At 55.9% G+C, this 19260-nt stretch carries 18 protein-coding genes; 12 read left to right on the forward strand and 6 right to left on the reverse strand.

The window, feature by feature from the left end:
- Positions 1 to 92 precede the first annotated feature (92 nt).
- A complete protein-coding gene (locus ACNA0I_RS09840) occupies positions 93 to 1061 on the forward strand; it encodes a LysR substrate-binding domain-containing protein (RefSeq protein ID WP_415805822.1) in 969 nt (322 codons plus the stop codon).
- Here the strand turns inward: ACNA0I_RS09840 and ACNA0I_RS09845 are convergent.
- From ACNA0I_RS09845 to ACNA0I_RS09855, 3 genes are read right to left on the reverse strand one after another with little or no spacing between them, the layout of a single operon-like run.
- Positions 1058 to 1948 (reverse strand): NAD(P)-dependent oxidoreductase, encoded by an 891-nt coding sequence (locus tag ACNA0I_RS09845; protein WP_415805823.1) that lies wholly within the window; start codon positions 1946 to 1948, stop codon positions 1058 to 1060. The two genes, ACNA0I_RS09840 and ACNA0I_RS09845, sit on opposite strands and share 4 nt — an antisense overlap.
- Positions 1945 to 3375 (reverse strand): NAD-dependent succinate-semialdehyde dehydrogenase, encoded by a 1431-nt coding sequence (locus tag ACNA0I_RS09850; RefSeq protein ID WP_415805824.1) that lies wholly within the window; start codon positions 3373 to 3375, stop codon positions 1945 to 1947. The genes ACNA0I_RS09845 and ACNA0I_RS09850 overlap by 4 nt, the downstream gene beginning before the upstream one ends.
- A 16-nt stretch (positions 3376 to 3391) precedes the next feature.
- Positions 3392 to 4381 carry a Bug family tripartite tricarboxylate transporter substrate binding protein gene (locus ACNA0I_RS09855; protein WP_415805825.1) on the reverse strand — a complete coding sequence of 330 codons (990 nt, stop codon included), beginning with the start codon at positions 4379 to 4381 and terminating at the stop codon, positions 3392 to 3394.
- A gap of 266 nt (positions 4382 to 4647) precedes the next feature.
- On the opposite strand from ACNA0I_RS09855, the gene ACNA0I_RS09860 reads away from it, so the two are divergent.
- From ACNA0I_RS09860 to ACNA0I_RS09905, 10 genes are all read left to right on the forward strand, one after another.
- On the forward strand, positions 4648 to 5541 hold the full coding sequence (locus ACNA0I_RS09860; protein ID WP_415805826.1) for an NAD(P)-dependent oxidoreductase: 894 nt from the start codon (positions 4648 to 4650) through the stop codon (positions 5539 to 5541).
- Positions 5542 to 5628: 87 nt separating this feature from the next.
- Positions 5629 to 6843 carry an ABC transporter substrate-binding protein gene (locus ACNA0I_RS09865; RefSeq protein WP_415805827.1) on the forward strand — a complete coding sequence of 405 codons (1215 nt, stop codon included), beginning with the start codon at positions 5629 to 5631 and terminating at the stop codon, positions 6841 to 6843.
- A 152-nt stretch (positions 6844 to 6995) separates the two neighbouring features.
- Positions 6996 to 7382: a hypothetical protein gene (locus ACNA0I_RS09870; protein ID WP_415805828.1), complete on the forward strand. Its 387-nt coding sequence runs from the start codon at positions 6996 to 6998 to the stop codon at positions 7380 to 7382.
- A complete protein-coding gene (locus ACNA0I_RS09875; protein ID WP_415805829.1) occupies positions 7379 to 8230 on the forward strand; it encodes an alpha/beta fold hydrolase in 852 nt (283 codons plus the stop codon). The genes ACNA0I_RS09870 and ACNA0I_RS09875 overlap by 4 nt, the downstream gene beginning before the upstream one ends.
- Positions 8231 to 8610: 380 nt before the next feature.
- Positions 8611 to 9717 carry an ABC transporter substrate-binding protein gene (locus ACNA0I_RS09880; protein ID WP_415806029.1) on the forward strand — a complete coding sequence of 369 codons (1107 nt, stop codon included), beginning with the start codon at positions 8611 to 8613 and terminating at the stop codon, positions 9715 to 9717.
- A gap of 119 nt (positions 9718 to 9836) precedes the next feature.
- A complete protein-coding gene (locus ACNA0I_RS09885; RefSeq protein ID WP_415805830.1) occupies positions 9837 to 10721 on the forward strand; it encodes a branched-chain amino acid ABC transporter permease in 885 nt (294 codons plus the stop codon).
- Positions 10718 to 11671: a branched-chain amino acid ABC transporter permease gene (locus tag ACNA0I_RS09890; RefSeq protein WP_415805831.1), complete on the forward strand. Its 954-nt coding sequence runs from the start codon at positions 10718 to 10720 to the stop codon at positions 11669 to 11671. The genes ACNA0I_RS09885 and ACNA0I_RS09890 overlap by 4 nt, the downstream gene beginning before the upstream one ends.
- Positions 11649 to 12365: an ABC transporter ATP-binding protein gene (locus ACNA0I_RS09895; RefSeq protein WP_415805832.1), complete on the forward strand. Its 717-nt coding sequence runs from the start codon at positions 11649 to 11651 to the stop codon at positions 12363 to 12365. The genes ACNA0I_RS09890 and ACNA0I_RS09895 overlap by 23 nt, the downstream gene beginning before the upstream one ends.
- 5 nt (positions 12366 to 12370) lie before the next feature.
- The gene (locus ACNA0I_RS09900; protein WP_415805833.1) at positions 12371 to 13096 is read left to right on the forward strand and encodes an ABC transporter ATP-binding protein; all 726 of its coding nucleotides are present in this window, start codon (positions 12371 to 12373) and stop codon (positions 13094 to 13096) included.
- 40 nt (positions 13097 to 13136) lie between these two features.
- On the forward strand, positions 13137 to 14522 hold the full coding sequence (locus ACNA0I_RS09905) for an amidase (protein WP_415805834.1): 1386 nt from the start codon (positions 13137 to 13139) through the stop codon (positions 14520 to 14522).
- Between the two features lie 88 nt (positions 14523 to 14610).
- Here ACNA0I_RS09905 and ACNA0I_RS09910 read toward each other — a convergent pair whose 3' ends face one another.
- From ACNA0I_RS09910 to ACNA0I_RS09920, 3 genes are all read right to left on the reverse strand, one after another.
- A complete protein-coding gene (locus tag ACNA0I_RS09910) occupies positions 14611 to 15669 on the reverse strand; it encodes a tripartite tricarboxylate transporter substrate binding protein (protein WP_415805835.1) in 1059 nt (352 codons plus the stop codon).
- Between the two features lie 105 nt (positions 15670 to 15774).
- Positions 15775 to 16914, reverse strand: a complete 1140-nt coding sequence (locus tag ACNA0I_RS09915; RefSeq protein ID WP_415806030.1) for a CaiB/BaiF CoA transferase family protein — start codon at positions 16912 to 16914, stop codon at positions 15775 to 15777.
- 217 nt (positions 16915 to 17131) lie between these two features.
- Positions 17132 to 18187: a hydroxymethylglutaryl-CoA lyase gene (locus tag ACNA0I_RS09920; RefSeq protein ID WP_415805836.1), complete on the reverse strand. Its 1056-nt coding sequence runs from the start codon at positions 18185 to 18187 to the stop codon at positions 17132 to 17134.
- A gap of 114 nt (positions 18188 to 18301) precedes the next feature.
- Between ACNA0I_RS09920 and ACNA0I_RS09925 the strand changes: the two genes are divergently transcribed.
- Positions 18302 to 19225 carry a LysR family transcriptional regulator gene (locus tag ACNA0I_RS09925; protein ID WP_415805837.1) on the forward strand — a complete coding sequence of 308 codons (924 nt, stop codon included), beginning with the start codon at positions 18302 to 18304 and terminating at the stop codon, positions 19223 to 19225.
- Positions 19226 to 19260 lie beyond the last annotated feature (35 nt).

Below are 19260 nucleotides of genomic sequence, written 5' to 3' on the forward strand. Positions count from 1 at the left end.
TCGCCTATCATTAGCAACGATGTGAATGCCCGAACGTCAAGTCCGTCCATAGCGAGCTATGGCGCATAGCCCGGGTTACTGCCGACAAGCGCTTGCAGTGCAATAACTACAATTTGAGCCTAACAGCCAGTACGCCTTTTATGTCAAAAAAATTTCCTCCCATGAATCCTCTCCGTGCGTTCTACGTCGTAGCGCGCGCCAAGAGCTTGACCAAAGCGGCGAAAGAGCTTCATGTTGGTCAATCGGCCATCAGCAAGCAACTGGATGTACTGGAAAAGTATCTGGGCGTAAAACTGTTCCGCCGTGAACAACGAGGAATCAGCCTGACTCATATGGGGCAGGAATACGCCGATCGCATTATTCCGGCCTTTGAGCAGATATCTGGTGCAACCGACAGCCTGTTGGAACACGGCGATGACAACAAAATCCGGGTGCGTACCTACACGACCTTTGCCGCCAAATGGCTGATCCCCAGGCTCGAGGATTTTCACAAACAGCACCCGGACCTGTCGGTACTGATCACCAACTCGGTACACAATACCGATTTTGAAAAGGATCACATCGATTTCAGCATCCAGTTGGGAACGGGAGACCAGACAGACACCATAGCCGACCGCTTGTTCGACGACATCATCGAACCGGTATGCAGCCGCGATTTTTTGCAAAAGCATGCCCCGGAAGCACTCTACCCCCAAGCCCTGTTGCGCACACGACTGCTGGTTTCACACTATCGTCCAAAAGGTGAATGGGCCATGTGGGCGCAGGCATGCGCATACTCGTCGGAAATTTCCGATACGCCGCAAATGAACTTCAGCAGCTCGGTGCTGACCTGGCAAGCGGCCATGGACGGTCTAGGAATTGCCATAGGCCAAAAGGCCTTGATACTCGAAGACCTTCACGAAGGAAAACTGCTCGCGCCATTCAATCAACCCGTCAGAACCGGCCTTTCCTTTTATCTGCTGCGGCCCACAGTTCGACGAGAATCCCGGAAAACGGCCCTGTTCAGAGACTGGATCCTCGCACAGGCAGCGACGACCCAGTCTTTGTTGCCGGATTGTTAAAGGCTGTTTTCAGCGTTCAACGACATTGTCTTGTACATGACGGGATAGTAGTTGTCTGCATAGCCGGCATCGATCGCCTGCTGCAACTTCCTGGCCGTCACTGCCGTGAGTTCATTATCGACGTCCACAGAAGCAGATAGCCCCAGCGCCAGTTTCAGGTCTTTGAGCGCATAGGATGCCGAGAACATTTTCTCCGGGAACGTGTCTTTGGCCAGATAGTCTTCGCCGGTGAGCTTCAAAGCAAACGACGCTGCCGAACCCAGCCCCAGGGCCTGGGCCAACAGGTCCTTTGAAACCCCTGAGCGTTCCGATATCGCAAACGCGGCGGCTAATGCATGCACGGTGTTGATCAGGACCATATTGTTCATGGCCTTGACCACCTGTCCTGCACCTGTCGGGCCGCACAGCAAAACGTCGCTGCCCATACAGTCGAGATAGGGCTTCAACCGGTCGAATTGATCCTGCTGTGCGCCGACGGTGATCAATAGCGTTCCGCTTTTTGCGGCAGCACGGCTTCTTGCGACCGGCGCATCAATCAGGCTGACCCCACGCTCCTGCAGTGTAGAAGCCAGCGCGCGAACACGCTCGACCTCACTTGTGCTCATGTCGACAATCGTCTTCAAGGATCCGGAGTTCGCCAACAGCCCCTGCTCTCCAAGGCAGACCTGCTCCACTTCATTAATCGAAGGCAACGATAGAAAGACCGTATCCGCCCGGCTGGCTATTTCGGCTATGTTGCTTGCGATGACGCCAAAGGAGGACAAGGCATAAACGTTTTGCATGTCCAGGTCAGTGGCCAACACCTCGCATCCTGACTTCTGCGCGAGGTTCATACACATGCCGCCGCCCATCGCGCCCAAGCCGATAAACCCCAGGGTAGTCTTCATGCCAGTCCTCCTTGGCGCACGCACTTTACGCGCAGGAATTCCCGCAGGCCTTCGATTCCGCCTTCGGAGCCCAGGCCACTGTCCTTGTAGCCGCCAAATGGCGTTTCGGGCAGCGATGCCTGCAGCTCGTTGATGCAAACGACCCCGCTTTGGATTTCGTTGGCGAATCGATGAGCCAGCTTCATGTTCTCAGTAAATGCGTACGCAGCCAGACCAAATGGCAACGCATTCGCTTCGGCAATCGCCTCATCTGCGGTTTCTACCGGGATCAGCAGTGCTACGGGGCCGAAAGGCTCGATTCTGCAGACGTCCGCCTTTCTGTCATGAATAGCCAGTACCGTCGGTTGGTAGAAATAGCCGGGTCCTTCGATCGCCTTACCGCCCGTCAGCAGTTTGGCACCCGACTCCACCGCGTTATTGACCAATCGATCAATCGCATCCCGACGCCGTTTGTTTTTCAACGGGCCCATCGTTGAGTCGGGATCAAATGGATCCTTTACCCGCAGGCCGTTCGCGTGCCTGACAAACTGTTCGCAGAATTCGTCGTAGATTTCCCTTTGGATGAGAAATCTCGTAGGCGACGTGCATACTTGGCCCGCATTCCGGAATTTCGTTGCTACGCAGGCCCGGGCAACCTTCTCGATATCGACATCCTTCCAGATCACAACTGGCGCGTGCCCGCCAAGCTCCAGGGTAGCTTTTTTCATGTGCAACGCGGCTTTGGCACCGAGCTGCTTGCCCACGTCGGTGCCGCCCGTGAACGTAATCATGGAGACCAATGGCGATGTGCAAAGCTGATCGGCAATAAACGCAGGATCGCCGAACACCATGTTCACCGTACCAGCAGGCAATCCTGCCCGCTCGATGGCCTGCGCGATCAACAACGCGACTCCGATTGTCTCCTCAGACGGTTTCAACACAATGGTGCAACCTGCGGCCAGCGCGGCGCTGATCTTGCGAGCGGGCGTGATGGCTGGCGCGTTCCATCCCGAGAATGCACCCACGACACCATATGGCTCTAATTGCACCAACTGTTGTATGCCGGGCGCCCGGGCGGGAATCAGCCTGCCGTACAAGCGGCGCGCCTCTTCCGCCGACCACTCAAACATTTCGGCGGCGGTGTCCACTTCCTTCTGTGCCTCGGACAAGGGTTTTCCCAGCTCCGCCGAGATCTGGCGAGCCAGATTGTCTCGATCACGACGCATTTCGTTTGCCACATTGCGCAGCAATTCCGAGCGCCGCGTTACCCCGGTTTTGCGCCATGCATCAAACGCATCCTGCGCGCAGGCGATGGCTTGCTCTACGTCGCCTTGAGACGCGCCACGATATCGCCCCAGTTCCTGCCCGGTTCCCGGTGATACAACGGTCAATTCGGCATTATCAGTGCCGTCACGAAACTTGCCGCCAATATATTGTGAATACCGCATGCTGTAGGCTCCCAGATTACTCAATCACGATGTTCGCTTTCTTGATGATTCCTTCCCAACGGGCGGACTGATCCTTGATGCGCTCTCTGAGCTCATCCGGCGTGCTCGAAAAAGGATATTGGTCCAGTTTCAGAAGCTGCGCTTTTACCTCTGGATCAGACAGCACCTCGTTGACCGCCGTATTCAACGTAGTCACGACTTCCTGTGGCAAACCGGCCGGGCCCATCAGGCCGTTCCATGGCTCAGCCTCAAATCCCGGGACTTTTTTCTGTCCGATGATTTCGATATTCGGAGCACCTTTGTCGGGGGACGAACTCGCCGACGCCAGAATCCGGAGCTTTCCTGCTTCAGCCTGAGGCAGCGCGACAATCCCCGCCAGCAATGCATAGTCTATCCGTCCGGCAATCAGGTCGGGGATCGCCGCCGAATCGCCCTTGTAAGGAGCGTGCAAGGCGTTGATCTTCGTCTCATCCTTCAGCCACTCGCCGGCCAGATGATTGACGGCCCCTGTGCCGGCGGAGGCGTAGGTCAGCCGATTGTTCTTGTCACGGCCATAAGCGATCAGATCGTCAAAGGTCTTGAACTTCGAATTTGCCGGTACTACCAGGTAATACGGATAACTGGCCACCAGCGCGATGGACGTGAAATCTTTCAGCGCGTCATACTGGATACCCTTCTGGACGTACGGGACGATGGACAGCGTGCTGCTACTGCCGAGCATCAGCGTATAACCATCCGGCTTGGCTTTCTTCAAAAGATTGGCAGCGACGACGCCACTGGCTCCGACCTTGTTTTCAACGACAAATGTCTGCCCGAGCTTTTGGCTGAGCTTGTCCGCCAACAAACGACCGACCATATCGGTGGGCCCGCCGGCAGAAAAACCAATGTAGAGCGTAACGGGCTTTTCCGGGTACGCGGCAGCATGAGCGATAGACGACATACTGAGCGCAGCGGCACCTGCGCAAGCAGCAGCAAGGCTGAGTATGGCACGGCGATTGATGGCCACAAAAGTCTCCTGATTCATTGTTGATTTATTGACGAGACGCACCATTGTTTCAGTGCAATTTCGCCGCAGTCTATCAATCAAGCGCTGCGGCCTGGGCTCACTTTTCGTCTGCCAAATATGCCTTTTTGGACTATCAGCAACCTGCTCTCCGGAGGACCCATTACGCCAGACGATTGATATTCCTTAAAGGACTATCAAGGGGACAAAAAGTCCCCGCAAGGTGCGATCGAACGTCGATACACTTTGCGCGTTAAACAGGAGGCATCATGAATATAGGGTTTGTCGGCTTGGGCAGAATGGGATTTTCGTTGGCACGTTCATTGGTCAACAAAGGCGAAAAAGTCTGCGTTTTTGACCTGAATGAGGACGCCGCCAAGAAGCTGGAGGCGCAAGGCGCCCAACGTGCCCGCACTGTGGCTGACCTGTGCACACAATCTGACATCGTGTTTACGATGCTGCCAGGGCCGAAGCAAGTAAAAGAAGTCGCGCTGGGCGCAGAAGGGATCATCAATCACATCCCCCATGGCGCGATATATATCGATATGAGCACCGTCGATGTGGATACAGTCGACATGCTTTCGCAGGCGTTCACCGCAAAGGGAATCGCATTCGGCGATGCACCAGTCGGCAGGCTGGCCATGCATGCCGACACGGGAGAGTCCCTCTTCATGCTCGGCATTGACGGTGAGCATCTCCCGCAGGTCGAACCCGTGCTGTACAAGATGGGCACCACCGTCTATCACTGCGGCGGCGCGGGAACGGGCACTCGCACCAAGCTCATCAATAACATGATGGTCCTGTGCTATTGCCAGATCAACTCCGAGGCCCTGGTCCTGGCCCAGTCGTTGGGACTGGATCTGAACAATACGTTCAATGTGCTGACCAGCACTACCGCCAGCAACGGACAGTTAAAACAAAAATGGCCTGAAAAAGTCTTGAAAGGCGATCTCTCGCCCGGCTTTGATCTCGCGCTAGGCTACAAAGACATTTCCTTGGCCTCCAACGCCGGGGCATCGAGCCAGATAGCACTACCGGTATGCGACACCACCAAGAATATCTTCCGCATGGCGCTAGCCGCAGGAAAGGCGGGCCAAGACACCTCATGCCTCACTGATTTCTGGGCCGAAGTAAACAACTGCGCCAAGCCGCGGTTGAGTTAAGCACTACCAAACATCAAAACAATAAGCACAAAACTTTTGTAGCGCGAGCCAAACCTGGACCCCGCGCCGACACGGAGGAGACAGCACATGCCTGCCAACAAACGATTGCCTTTAGCCAGCCTGCTCGTCGTATTAGGGGCTACGTCCGCCGCAGCGTCTGCAGCGATTTCCGATGATGTCGTGAAAATCGCCGTCCTCACGGATCTGTCGGGCGCCTACTCGGGCAACGTGGGACCCGGCTCAGTGCTGGCCACGAAGCTGGCCATCGCCGAGTTCGGCGGGAAAGTGCTCGGGAAACCGATCGAACTGGTCGTCGCCGACCATATGAACAAGGTCGATATCGGCTCGGCCAAGGCCCGGGAATGGCTGGATCAAGACAAGGTGGATGTCATCACCGAATTGGGCAACAGCGCCGTGGCGCTAGCCGTAATGAATATCGCGGAGAACAAACAACGCATGACGATGGTGACCGGAGCCGGTGCAACCCGAATCACCAGCGAAGAATGCAAGCCCACCAATGTACAGTGGGTATACGACACCTATGCCCTCGCAAAGGTGGGCACGATGCCGCTGGTCGAGTCGGGTACGAAGAGCTGGTATTTCATTACCGCCGATTATGCGTTCGGCCACTCATTGGAAAATGATGGTTCCCGGTTTATCAAAGAGGCCGGAGGCAAGGTCCTGGGCTCGTCCAGATACCCTTTTCCGGGGTCTGATTTTGCGTCTTACCTGCTTTCCGCTCAATCCAGCGGCGCCCAAGGTGTCGCTCTGGCGAGCGCAGGCGCGGATCTGCAGAACGAAATCAAACAGGCCAACGAATTCGGGCTGACAGAATCGCAGAAAATCGTCGCCATGCTGATGAGCATCACCGACGTTCACGGTGTGGGCTTGGATGCCGCCAAGAACATGAACTTCGCCGAGACCTTCTATTGGAATCTCGACGATGAATCAAGAACATTTTCCCGGAAGTTCTATAAAGAATTCGGCAAAATGCCGACGGCATTGCAAGCGGGCCAGTACTCGGCCGTTCTCAATTATTTAAGAGCTGTCGAAAAATCAGGCAGCGACAACGTGACAGACGTCATGAAAACCCTGCAGGATATGCCAATCCACGATGCCTTTGCCAGAAACGCCCGGCTCAGGAAAGATGGCAAGCTGCTGCATGACCTGTATCTCGTTTCAATCAAATCGCCAGCGGACTCTAAAGAGCCCTGGGACTACTACAACATCGTAAAAACGGTCGGCGGCGAGCAGGCATTCATGCCGCCCTCTGAAAGCAAATGCCCTTTGCTCAAGAACTGATAGACCCGGCCACGATCCGCTCGTCGCCAAGCAATATCCTGCCATAGGCGGCGACGGCAGCGAGATTTACTGCCTGCACCAGGATCCGGCCTAGTACGCCACAGATAGCGCTACACAGAGATTCTCGAACAGAATCCATGAGGAGAACAACAGTGATCGATATCCAGGAGTCGCTGGCTCAGTTACCAGAACGATTCAACAAGAAACTCTATTTTGTACAGCATGCAAAACGGCTGAACACCCGTTTCTTGCTAATGTCGGGTGACGCCAGTTATCGCATTCAGATTGTGGAAGGCAAGGTAGCCGCGGTCCAGACGGGACCTTTCATCATGGGCGAGTGGGACTTTTGCATTCGAGCGGACGAGGACACGTGGCAGGCATTCTGGTCACCTCATCCCCCGCCCGGATATCACGACGTCATGGCGCTGTCCAAGGCGCGCAGAATGTCGATTCAAGGAAACATCTACCCATTCATGTCGAACCTGCTTTATTTCAAGGAACTGCTGTCAACCGTCCGGATCCCGGGAGCAACGAAATGAGCACCTCTGGCGTTGAAATCGAACCCATCATCGGCCGATATCTCCGAATCACGCTCAACGGCAAGCCGCATCGGATTTATTTCGAAGAGGCGGGAGCAGGCATTCCCCTGCTCTGCCTTCATACCGCAGGTTCCGATACCCGCCAATATCGGGCGCTCATGAACGAGGCGCAGGTCACGCAGCGATTCAGAGTGATCTGTTTCGACCTGCCATGGCATGGCAAATCCTCCCCTCCCGCCGGTTGGCACGAAGAACGCTACCAACTCGGGTCGAAAGAGTATGCAGGCATCATTCTAGCCGTCGCGAATGCACTCTCGCTGGATCGGCCGGTGGTCATGGGATGCTCGATCGGCGGCCGGATTGTGCTGCACCTGGCCTTGCACCATGCGAAAAACTTCCGGGGCCTGATCGGCCTGCAATCCGGGGCTCACGTCGATCCCTACTACGATCTGGACTGGCTGCATCGCCCCGATGTCCACGGCGGCGAGATGTGTGCCGGCATCGTTTCCGGGCTCGTCGGCCCATCCAGTCCCACAGAACATCGATGGGAAACGCTTTGGCACTACATGCAAAGCGGACCCGGTGTTTTCAAGGGCGATCTGCATTTCTACACGGCCGATGGCGACATTCGAAAGGACCTGACCCTGATCAATACGCAGGACTGTCCTTTATGGCTGCTGACGGGTGAGTACGATTACTCATGCACACCCGAAGACACTGCGTTGTTGGGGAAATCCATACCAGGTTCAAAGTGGCAAATCATGACAGGCATGGGCCATTTCCCCATGAGCGAGGATCCGGAGCGATTCTTGAGTTACCTGTTACCGGTTCTCGACGAAATCGTCTGAAGGGATTAGCGCGGAGCCTCCGTGATGCACCATCTTGTGCGTCACGGCCCTTCACATCTTTGCGATCCCCTGCGCGGTCAACAACGCCTAGACCTAGGGAAAACGTGATCCGTTGATCAGCAGATCGCTTTGACCCGTGTATTCGAATAAGATTGCGAGCATGCCACATCGAATGGAAATAGACACCCTATAAAAAGCATTCGTGGCCCCTATTCCACGGTGGCGGCTGACACGAGGTAGGAAACGGTCATTTCATCAATGCATGCTTCATGAACTCATTTTTTTGATAAGTACTGGAGACAAGCGTGAAAGTGAAAACAAAATCCCTGAAAGTCGGCGTCTTGGCAGCTCTGTGCGCATCTATATTGTCCACGTCAGCCATGGCAGACGTAAAGATCGGAGTCATCAATAGCCTATCCGGCAACTTCGCGGCATTCGGCCAGCGGTACAACACTGGCATGCAGGTCGCCCTGGAAGAAATCAATGCGAACGGCGGAATCAACGGCGAAAAAGTAGCGCTGATTATTCAGGATGATCGCTCGGAAGCGCAAAGCGCACTGGCAGCGGTCGAATCGCTGAATAAGCAACAGGTTCCATTGATCATCGGTTCTTATGCATCCGGCATTACCGGACCGATATCCAAGGTCGCCACTCGCCAGAAAATTCCGTTGATTGTGCTCGGCAGCGCTGACGATTCGATCACAAAGCCCGGATCGGATTGGGTATTCCGCGCAAAGCATAACTCTACGATTGTCGCAAAGGCCTATTTCGACTATTTCGACAACCTTCGTAAGAATAATCCCGAGATCAAGAAGATCGCGGTGATGTATGGCAATGGCGCGTGGCCTACGTCCATGAGTGAAGAAGGCATCCGTCAGGCAGAAAAGCGAGGCTACGAAATCGTCGGGAAACAAGCCTATGACCAAGGGACCACCGATTTCAGGCCGATTCTGAACAAGTTCCGGACCGCCAAACCGGATATCCTGCTCACCAGCTCGTATGCCGACGATGGCATCGCGATTGCCCGTCAGATCAAAGAAGTCGGGCTTAATACCAAGGTGGTAGCGATCGATACGGCGTCGTCCATGGTGAGCTTCATCCAACAAGTTGGAAATCCGTCAGAGAATATTGTCTCCGCCGTCAGCTGGAGCCCCGACGTCAAATACGAGGGCACGCCAGAGCTATACGAACGCCTCAAACAGAAAGCCAAAGAAGACCCCTCTTTTTATGAAGCGGAGGGCTATCTCGCTTTGACGGTTGCCGCAGACGCGCTGCGTAGAGCGAAATCCCTGGATCGGGATGCAGTACGGGACGCGCTGACAAAAACGGATCTGAAGACTCCCGTCACTGATGTCAAGTTCGAAAACTACGACGGCTTCAAGGGACAAAATCCCATCAAGAGCGTGATCATTCAAATTCAGAATGGCAAGCATGTGACCGTGTTCCCCGAGAATCTTGCTTCGCAGAAAGCACAACTCGCCAACTGATCAACAACAATAAAGAAGAAATGCCGCGTATTGGCTATACGCCAATATGCGGCGATGCCTGCCTGGCAGCTATCGCTGTCTAAATCTGATGGCCAATGTAGATCGGCCAAAGGTGCTCCATGATCGACTACGTTTCCTTTTTTCAGAATCTCTCAAACGGGATTTTGATCGGCGCTGTCTACGCCTTGATCGGCGTCGGACTTACGCTGGTTTTTGGTGTGATGAGAACGATCAATTTTGCGCATGGCGATTTTGTGGTTCTAGGCATGTACTTCGCCGTGACACTTAATTACGCGTTCGGATGGGACCCCTACTTGACCCTGATTCCCGCCATTCCATTGGGGTTTCTCGTTGGTGCGTTGATCCAGAAAGCCATATTGACGCGCGTCATTGATGCCAAACCGGAGACCATGATGTTGGCAACGCTTGGCCTCTCGCTTGTCATCGCCAACCTCTTGTTGCTGGCTTTCGGCGGCGAGCCCAAATCGGTCAACGTGCCGTATTCATCCAGCACGCTGACGTTAGGCCCCATCAATATTTCGGTAGTACTCCTTTTTGCGGGCCTGGCGACCCTGGCCGTCATTGTTGCGCTCTATCTCCTGCTAAATAAAACAGAGGTAGGCAGAGCCATCAAAGCAACGGCAGAGAACAGGCTAGGCGCAGAACTGATCGGGATCAACACAAAGAGAATTCAGGCCATCGTTTTTGGCTTGGGGATGGCGTTAGCCGTAACAGCCGGGGTCTCGTTGATTCCGCTGCTTTTCGCGTCTCCGGTGACTACCGGAGCGCTGTTCACACTAAAGGCGTTTGTCGTGACGGTGCTGGGTGGACTGGGAAATATTGGTGCCGCGATTATCGGCGGCGTACTACTGGGGATCGTGGAAGTAATGGGCGCGTCCTATCTCGACTCAGCTTATCGCGATGCGTATGGACTGTTGGCGTTCGTCGTCGTGCTATTGGTCAAACCCGAAGGCCTCTTTGGTAAATCGGTGAAAAGACTATGAACAAGAACTTCTTATTTCTTACCGGTCTCATTATCATCGCCGCCCTTTATCCCATCACGTCGTCGGCCTATATCACCGTTGGTATCTCGGTGCTGCTCTTTACCGGTTGGGCCACCTCATGGAATCTGCTCGGGGGCTGGGCCGGGCAACTCAGCCTGGGACACGCCAGCTTTGTCGGCATGGGAGCCTACTTCGTCGCCATTGGGTCAGCGCAATTCGGCTTGGCACCATGGTGGTCGATACTGATAGCGATGGCCGTGGCAGCCGTGATGGCCCTGATCTGGGGGAAGCTGACATTCGGCCTGCGAGGCCCCTATTTCAGCTTATCCACCATCGCTATTGCCGAGATTCTCAGACTCGTCGCGATCAATGAGAGCTGGCTGACCGGCGGTGCATCGGGCGTGTTCATCGATACTCTGCCGCAGCCATTTGGCGTGGACCTCTTCGATCAGAAAACCCAATACTATCTCGCCCTGCTCTACGCGGCGATCACGATAGCCGTGACGATATTCATTTCCAGCAGGCGCTTCGGTTATCAATTGAAGGCAGTCCGGGACAACGAAGAAGCCGCGATGGCAGCGGGGATCAATCCCAACGCCGTCAAGCTGAAAGCATTTGTCCTGTCCGGCACGATGACGGCTCTAGGTGGCGGGATCTATGGCATCTTCTTGTCATTCATAGAGCCCCACATCATTTTCAACCTGCTGTTTTCCATACAGATAGCGCTGACCGTGATCATCGGCGGGCGCGGCACCATCTGGGGGCCGGCCGTCGGCGCCGCCCTGCTGGTGATATCCGGGGAAATATTCAGAACGGCCTTTGCACAAGCCAATATGTTGGTTTATGGCGTGCTGATATTAGTCGTCATACTGGTTCTGCCACGCGGCGTGGTAGGCGAGTACGCCCACAAGCTGATCAGGAGACAATATGCAAACCGTGCTCAAGGCTGACAGCGTAACAGTGCAATTTGGCGGCCTGATCGCTGTCAATGACGTCTCGCTCTCGCTGGAAAAGGGCAAAATCCTTGGACTGATCGGGCCGAACGGAGCGGGGAAATCAACCCTGTTCAACGCCATGACCGGCTTTGCTCCCGTGCGCTCTGGCACTGTCTCGTTTCTGGGGCAAGACGTCACAAGGCTGCCACCCTATCTCAGAACAAGAAATGGCATGGGACGCACTTTTCAGACGGAGCGGCCATACGACGACCTGACCGTGCTCGAAAATGTACTGGTTGCGGCATTCCTGAAACATCCAAAACGCGAGAATGCCGAAAAGGTTGCGCTGTCCGCCTTGGAGAAAGTGGGCCTGCTCGATAGAGCGAACCAATTGTCGTCCGATCTGAATCTGGCGAGATTGCGACGGCTGGAGCTCGCTCGAGCCCTGGCGCTGGAGCCCCAGGTCCTGTTTCTGGATGAAATCATGGCGGGCCTGAATCCGCCGGCGCTAAAAGAGATGATCGAGTTCCTGCAAACGCTCACCACTACAGGCATGTCGATTGTCATGGTCGAACACATCATGGAGGCGATCATCCAACTCGCCGACCATGTGATTGTCCTGGCCAGTGGGAACAAGATCGCAGAAGGTTCCGCTACGGATGTCATTAACGACGCAAGAGTCATTGAAGCTTATCTGGGAACGGACTGATAAACATGAGCAACACAGATGAAGCCGTATTGAAAGTCGAGGGAGTCAGCCTCGGATACGGAACGCTGCAGGTCGTCTTTGACGTCTCTCTTGAAGTCAAAAAGAACGAATTGGTCGGCCTGGTCGGTGGCAATGGCAGCGGCAAATCGACCATCCTGCGTTCGGTGTCCGGCATGATCAAGCCATGGCACGGCAAGATTCTATTCAAGGGTGAGGAAATCGCCGGACTGGAACCTCACCAAATGGCGGAACGGGGCTTGGCCCACGTACCGATGGGCCGGCAGCTCTTTCCCAATCTGACCGTCAAGGACAATATCCTTCTAGGAGGATATCTTCCTCGTCTGCGAAAAAACAGAAACAGGAACCTGGATAAGGTTTTCGCCCTGTTTCCCGACATCAAGAAATTTGCCGATATGGCAGCAGGCGCCCTGTCCGGAGGGCAACAACAGATGGTTGCGATCGGCCGAGCGCTGATGCTCGAGCCCGATCTGCTGATCATGGACGAGCCGAGTCTGGGTCTATCGCCCTTGTACGTCAAACAGGTGATGCAGGCGATCCGTCAGATTGCCGATCTCGGTTTTCCTGTTTTGCTCGTCGAGCAAAACATCAAGCAAGTGCTTCAGTTCAGCCACCGTACTTATGTTCTGGAAAACGGCAAACTGGTGTTGGAGGGTGCCTCTTCTACGCTGGAGGGCCATCCCATGATTCGGAAAGCTTATTTAGGTCTATAGAGCAATACTCAAACGATTCGATTTTTCGGAGGCGAAAACAATGGATGATCTGCCGCTTGACCCATTTAACAAGGGCGGCCTGGAGGGCTTTGCAAGGGACTTCCGCGCAGGAAAGGTAAGCTCGGAAGCCGTCACGAAGATCTATCTCGAACGTATCCGGACAATAGATGCCAAGCTCGGATCATACGAGACCGTCGCTGCTGATAGAGCATTGGCCACTGCGCGGGCCATGGATTTGTTGATCCAATCGGGAACGGACCTGGGCCCCTTGATGGGGGTGCCTGTTGCGATCAAGGATGTCTTCGTTATCTCGCAGATGCCTGGTCCGAAAGTAGGCTCCAACATCGATCTACCCGATGTCATGGGATCCGAAGAAGGCACATTCATTAAAGCGCTCAGAAAGGCCGGCTGCGTGTTTCTGGGACAGACCAAGGCAGTGGAATTCTGCCTGGGCATCACCGGCCATTCCTCTCCCCGGGGCACTCCCTGGAACGCATCGGACATGGAGAACCATCGCGCACCAGGAGGCTCCAGCTCAGGCTCTGGTGTAGCCATCGCCGCAGGACTATGCGCATTTGCCATAGGCACGGATTCCGGCGGTTCGGTTCGCGTTCCTGCCGCTTTTAATGGCGTATTCGGCTTAAAGACGACCGCGGGTCTCTGGCCTGTCGATGGTGCATTTCCGTTGGATCCGAGGGTTGATTCCATCGGTCTATTGACGCGATCAGCCAAAGACGCGTTGCTGGCGTTTAACACCATATCGTCGATTCTGTTCGGCTGCGGGTATCAGCCTCGCCGATCGGGTGTCCGCCTGAATCGGCTATGCCTTGGCGTTCCTGAAAACCATTTCGGCGACAACGTCAATCCGCAGATCCGCAATGCCTTTCAAAAGACGAATCAGCATCTGCAGGAAAGAGGATGCCTGTTTGAAAATCTAGCCGTACCTGAGGCCCCCGAGCGCGCCGGCTATTTCCCCGTCTCGATGCCATCCGCCTTGCTGTCGATCCTGGGCAAAGACAATTTTCTCTCGCAAAAGCATCTGATGGATCCCGTTATTGCGAAGCGGATAGAGTCGGGGCTTGAGGTAAAAGCCTATGAATTCCTTGCACTTGAGGACAAAAGGACCGAGAGCAGGAAAGCCGTTGCCGACAGATTCATCGGATTTGATGCCTGGGTAAGCCCGACGACTGCAGACTTCGCGCCATTGGTGTCTGATCTGGAAGACCCTGAAAAAGGCATGACACTGGCCCTGGGCATGACGCAAAACACCCAGCCCGCCAACTATTTGGGGCTATGCGCCGTATCCCTGCCATTGCCTGTTGACGGCCTGCCCATCGGTTATCAATTAATGGCTGCTCCTGACGCCGATGAAAAACTGTTGGAAATAGCGGTCGAAGTCGAAGCATCGCTTGCTCAGCAAGCTTGATTTTTTGACGTTGAGCGGCAGCCCTTATCCCCTTGATCAGGGGATGACGCCCGCCGCCGTTCCAGTGTGCGCTCTACATCAGTATTTTCTACATTTTCTCGATATGCGCGCCCTCTACAATCTCCGCATATTTCCGCATTTCACTTTTGAAGAAATCCTTCGTGCGATCAGGCGGCATAAGTTTAATAACGTTACCCTGAGTCGTCATGGCCGCCTTGACCTCTGGGGTGTTGAACGCCTCAGTAAAGGCCCGGTACACGCGTTGCACATTTTCCGCGGGCAGCTTTGCCGGCCCGACGACGGCGATCCAACCTTCGACGTTGTAATTGGACATTCCCTGCTCGCGCAGGGTGGGAATATTCGGCAGTGCAGTGCTGCGCTCGGTGCCACAGTAGCCAATGGCCCGTAACGCACCGCTTTCCAAGTGCGAACGAATCGACGCCACCGACAGCACGCCCAGGTCCACCTGGCCGCTCAACAGATCAGTCACCATGGGGCCTACCCCCTTGTACGGGATATGGCGCGCCTTTGTGCCGCTTTGCAGCAGGAACATTTCTACGGCCAATTGCAGAATGGTGCCATTACCTGACGAGGCGTAGTTGTAGTCATCCGGATGCGCTTTCAAGAGCGCAATCAACTCGGGCGCGGTCTGGGCGTTGATCCGTGCAGGATTGGTGACCAGCACCAGGGGTGATGTGCCCACCACTGAGATCGGGGTGATGTCGGCCAGCGGATCGAATGGCAGGGACTTGTATACGCTGGGAAAAATCACATGGTTGTTCGATACTACGCTGAGCGTATAACCGTCTGCGGGGGACCTCACCAATGCGGAGGTGCCTACGATGCCACCGGCGCCTGGTTGATTCTCCACCACTACGGTATGTCCGAACGCGCGCGATAGCGCCTCCGAGGCACTGCGCGTAATGGTATCGACGCCCGAGCCGACACCCACCGGCAAAATGAATTTGATCGGCCGATCGCTTTGGGCACGCAGCAGTCCGGGCGCAGCCAAGGCAGCCAGGCCCGCCCCCATATGCATCAGTATCTGGCGGCGCGACCATCCGGTTTGCTGCGTAGAACAGAGATTGTTCGCGAGTTTGATGCCGTTATCGCCGGTTTTATTCAGTATGTCTTTTGATTTTTTCATGTCACCTCCGTCGTTTTTCAACCCTGCCGTCCTCTCTATCGAAGGATCTTGCCACCCTACGGCTGGCAGGGCCCTGCCCTATGTGCCCATTCACTGAGCAAAAGCTTATCCCACAGCCTTTCGCGCTTTGAGCTCGGCGATTTTCTGTTCGTCGTACCCGAGATCGGTCAACAACTCGGTCGTGTGTTCTCCCTGTCTGGGTGGGTCCAGTCGTACGCCCAGACGCTGGCCATCCAGCGTTAGCGGAAATAGCGTCGTGCGGGTCATTTCACCAGCACGATCACCGTCCGGCAGACGGATTTCCGCTAAACCGCCCGTCGCGCGCAGATGCGGATCGTCATAGAGCTCTTCGGGTTTCACAATGGGTGCAAAAGGCAGCCCTTGCGCTTCGAAAATCGCAGAGAGCTCACTGGCGCTATAGTTTTTCAGACGCTCGCGCAGTTCAGGCAATAACGTGGGTCGCGCAATGACGCGATCATTATTAGTGGCCAGGTGCGCAGCGGATTTCAAATCATCAAAACCAAATGCATCGCAAAACGTGCGCCATTGCGCGTCACTGACTGCCGCCAGGAAAATCTGCTCATCGTCTTTCACCGTAAAGACGTCATAGAGCGCCCAGGCGGAGATACGCTCCGGCATGGGTGATGCCGCCTTGCCCGTGATCGCATACTGCAGCATATGCTGGCCGACCAGGAACACGTTGTTTTCAAACAGAGCCGACTGCACCTCCTGGCCGCGCCCGGTGATACCGCGCTGGATCAATGCGGCCATCGCACCGATCGCGCCGAACATCCCGCCCATGATGTCATTGACACTGGTGCCTGCGCGCAAGGGGTCGCCCGGCCTGCCGGTCATATAGGCCAGTCCGCCCATCATCTGCACCACCTCGTCCAAGGCAGTGCGCAATTCGTATGGGCCTGGCAAAAAGCCCTTGTGGCTCACGTAAATGATGCGGGGATTCACGCGATTCAGGGACGCGTAGTCCAGGCCATATTTGGCCATCGTGCCCGGTTTGAAGTTCTCGGCCACGACATCGGCGCTGGCCGCCAAACGGCGCGCTGCCTCGGCGCCCTCGGGATCGTGCAGATCGAGCTCGATGCTTTTCTTGTTGCGATTGAATAGCGGGAAAAACCCTGCGCCCGCGCCCAGCAAATGGCGCGTACGGTCACCGCCCACGGGCTCGACTTTGATGACTTCTGCACCCAGGTCGGCCAGCACCATGCCGCACGTTGGGCCCATGACCATGTGCGTAAACTCGACGACACGCAGCCCTTGCAGCGGCAATGCACGTGGCGCCGCCTGGCGACCGTCCGCCGACGATGTCACTGCGTCAGAGCCGGTCGCATCGTCACGTGATGCCGTCGTACCGGACGACGCTGCCATGTCAAAGGATGAAGTGCCACTGGGTTGCTGCATGTCTATTTCCAAAAAATTGTTGGCTCGTCATGATCGCAACGGCGTATCAAATCAACGCCGACGATGCTCGTGCCTGAATTGATGAAGAAAACGCCTGCGCCTGATGCTCAGGAATCCCCGCCCGCCACAACGTACCGTGTAGCGGCTCTCCGGCCAACCAGCCCGCCACCTGCTCGCGCAGCGTAAGCAGACGCGGCAAATCTATGCCTGTCTGGATATGCATGGTCTGCAACATGTAGACGAGGTCTTCAGTCGCAGCATTGCCGCTGGCGCCCGGCGCATGCGGGCAGCCCCCGATACCGGCGAGGCTGGCGTCGTAGCGTTCGATGCCGGTTTGCAATGCAGCAATCACATTTGCCAGCGCTAGCCCCCTCGTATCGTGAAAATGACCGCAGCACAGACGATTCCCCGCTACATCGCGAGCAGCCCTGAACAACGCCAGCACGGAGGCCGGATCGGCATGTCCTACCGTATCGGCCAGACTGACCTGGTCGGCTCCCGCATCGAGCGCATCCTGCAGCAGCGCTAATACGTCATCAGGCTCCACCCTGCCCTGCAACGTACAGCCAAATGCCGTACCGATGCCGACCTCCAAACGCGTACGAGACCCTCTGGCATCTCGCTCTGCACGCATACGCGCCACCTCGGCAATAGCCTCTTTCGGCGTTTTGCGTAGATTTGCCACGCTGTGCGCGTGACTGGCAGACAACGGCATCAACATCATGTCGGCCTGCTCGTCCATCGCCCGCTGCGCACCGATCAGATTGGGCACCAGCACGGATACGAACAACCCCGGCAGCGTCTTGGCAAACCGTACCAGCTCGGCGGTATCCGCCAATTGCGGCAACAGGCGCGCAGGAACAAAGGAGCCGACCTCGATTTCCCGTTGTCCCGCGTCATAGGCGGCGCATATCCATTGTTGCTTTTGCTGTGTCGGCAGGACGAGCGAGATGCTTTGCAGTCCATCGCGCAATCCCACCTCACGCACGACTGCGCGGGCGGGCCAGGGTGATGCCGTGGCACTGCGGGAAACGGTTGAGTCCGACTGCGGCAATGGCGCAGACGACTGCCCTGCCTGTGGGTTGCGGGTATGTCGGGTCATGAGGCTGTAACACCGTAATCGAAACGGTCTCAGTTTAGATATTCCTCAAAATTAAAAAAGTGGTAATTTGGAACCCTAAAAGTTCCAAAGCAGAATATCTATAACGATCCCACCATGCGCGACCTGGACATCACCACCCTGCGCCTATTCGTACGCGTCTGCGAAACGCGCAACATTGCCCGCGCGGGCGAGCAATCCAATATTGTCGGCTCGGCCATCAGTAAACGGCTGGCCCAGCTCGAAGAAACGGTAGGAGTACGGCTCCTGACGAGGCGGCGCCATGGCGTCGAGCCGACCGTGGCCGGCCAGACCTTGCTCGAACACGCCCGCGACATGCTGGCCAGTGCGGAACGGATCGATCGGGATATGTCGGCGTATGCGTCCGGTATACGCGGTAATGTCCGCATTTTGGCGTCGGCCTCGGCGTTGGCAGAGTCACTCGCCGAGGACATCGCCGTGTTTCTGCAGGACCCGCAACACCGCGACATCAAGATCGAGCTCGAAGAACGCGTGACCCGAGATTTGATACGCGGGATACGCGATGGCGTAGCCTCGCTAGGTATCTGTTGGGACGCGGCGGATTTTGATGAACTGCAGACCCGGCCTTATCGCAGCGACCGTCTGGCCATCGTCGCCCATCCCTCCCATCCGATCGCGGCGCATCACACTATCAGTTTTGCCGAGACGCTCGACTACGAACACGTCAACATGCCGCCGGCCAGTGCTGTCCTGCTCATGCTGCAACAGGCGGCCTCTCGCGCCGGGAAAATACTGCGGCACCGCGTCACAGTCTCGAACCTGGACTCGGCTTTTCGGGTGGTGCGCGCCAACCTCGCCATCAGCGTATCCCCACGAGAGATTGCCGAGCCTTATGCCAGAGCGAACGGATTGCGCATTATCGATCTGACCGATGACTGGGCCTATCGGCGCTTTGCCTTAGTCACGCGCGACGAAGCCTCGCTATCTGGCGCAGCCCGCTTGTTGTTGACGCATCTGGAGCAAGCCGCCAAAACGCCATTGAACGAGCCGGCTCCATAACGTCGCTCGATCAGAACAATGGACAGTATGGATGC

Origin of the sequence: Bordetella muralis, from assembly GCF_965139205.1 — a bacterium.
Lineage (GTDB): Bacteria > Pseudomonadota > Gammaproteobacteria > Burkholderiales > Burkholderiaceae_B > Bordetella_A > Bordetella_A muralis.

Coding starts and splice junctions, on each gene's coding strand:
- ACNA0I_RS09845 (WP_415805823.1), bottom strand. CDS start 1,948: ATGAAGACTACCCTGGGGTTTATCGGCTTGGGCGCGATGGGCGGCGGC.
- ACNA0I_RS09920 (WP_415805836.1), bottom strand. CDS start 18,187: ATGACCCGACATACCCGCAACCCACAGGCAGGGCAGTCGTCTGCGCCA.
- ACNA0I_RS09885 (WP_415805830.1), top strand. CDS start 9,837: ATGATCGACTACGTTTCCTTTTTTCAGAATCTCTCAAACGGGATTTTG.
- ACNA0I_RS09850 (WP_415805824.1), bottom strand. CDS start 3,375: ATGCGGTATTCACAATATATTGGCGGCAAGTTTCGTGACGGCACTGAT.
- ACNA0I_RS09895 (WP_415805832.1), top strand. CDS start 11,649: ATGCAAACCGTGCTCAAGGCTGACAGCGTAACAGTGCAATTTGGCGGC.
- ACNA0I_RS09875 (WP_415805829.1), top strand. CDS start 7,379: ATGAGCACCTCTGGCGTTGAAATCGAACCCATCATCGGCCGATATCTC.
- ACNA0I_RS09900 (WP_415805833.1), top strand. CDS start 12,371: ATGAGCAACACAGATGAAGCCGTATTGAAAGTCGAGGGAGTCAGCCTC.
- ACNA0I_RS09865 (WP_415805827.1), top strand. CDS start 5,629: ATGCCTGCCAACAAACGATTGCCTTTAGCCAGCCTGCTCGTCGTATTA.
- ACNA0I_RS09880 (WP_415806029.1), top strand. CDS start 8,611: ATGGCAGACGTAAAGATCGGAGTCATCAATAGCCTATCCGGCAACTTC.
- ACNA0I_RS09905 (WP_415805834.1), top strand. CDS start 13,137: ATGGATGATCTGCCGCTTGACCCATTTAACAAGGGCGGCCTGGAGGGC.
- ACNA0I_RS09860 (WP_415805826.1), top strand. CDS start 4,648: ATGAATATAGGGTTTGTCGGCTTGGGCAGAATGGGATTTTCGTTGGCA.
- ACNA0I_RS09910 (WP_415805835.1), bottom strand. CDS start 15,669: ATGAAAAAATCAAAAGACATACTGAATAAAACCGGCGATAACGGCATC.
- ACNA0I_RS09890 (WP_415805831.1), top strand. CDS start 10,718: ATGAACAAGAACTTCTTATTTCTTACCGGTCTCATTATCATCGCCGCC.
- ACNA0I_RS09925 (WP_415805837.1), top strand. CDS start 18,302: ATGCGCGACCTGGACATCACCACCCTGCGCCTATTCGTACGCGTCTGC.
- ACNA0I_RS09915 (WP_415806030.1), bottom strand. CDS start 16,914: ATGGTCATGGGCCCAACGTGCGGCATGGTGCTGGCCGACCTGGGTGCA.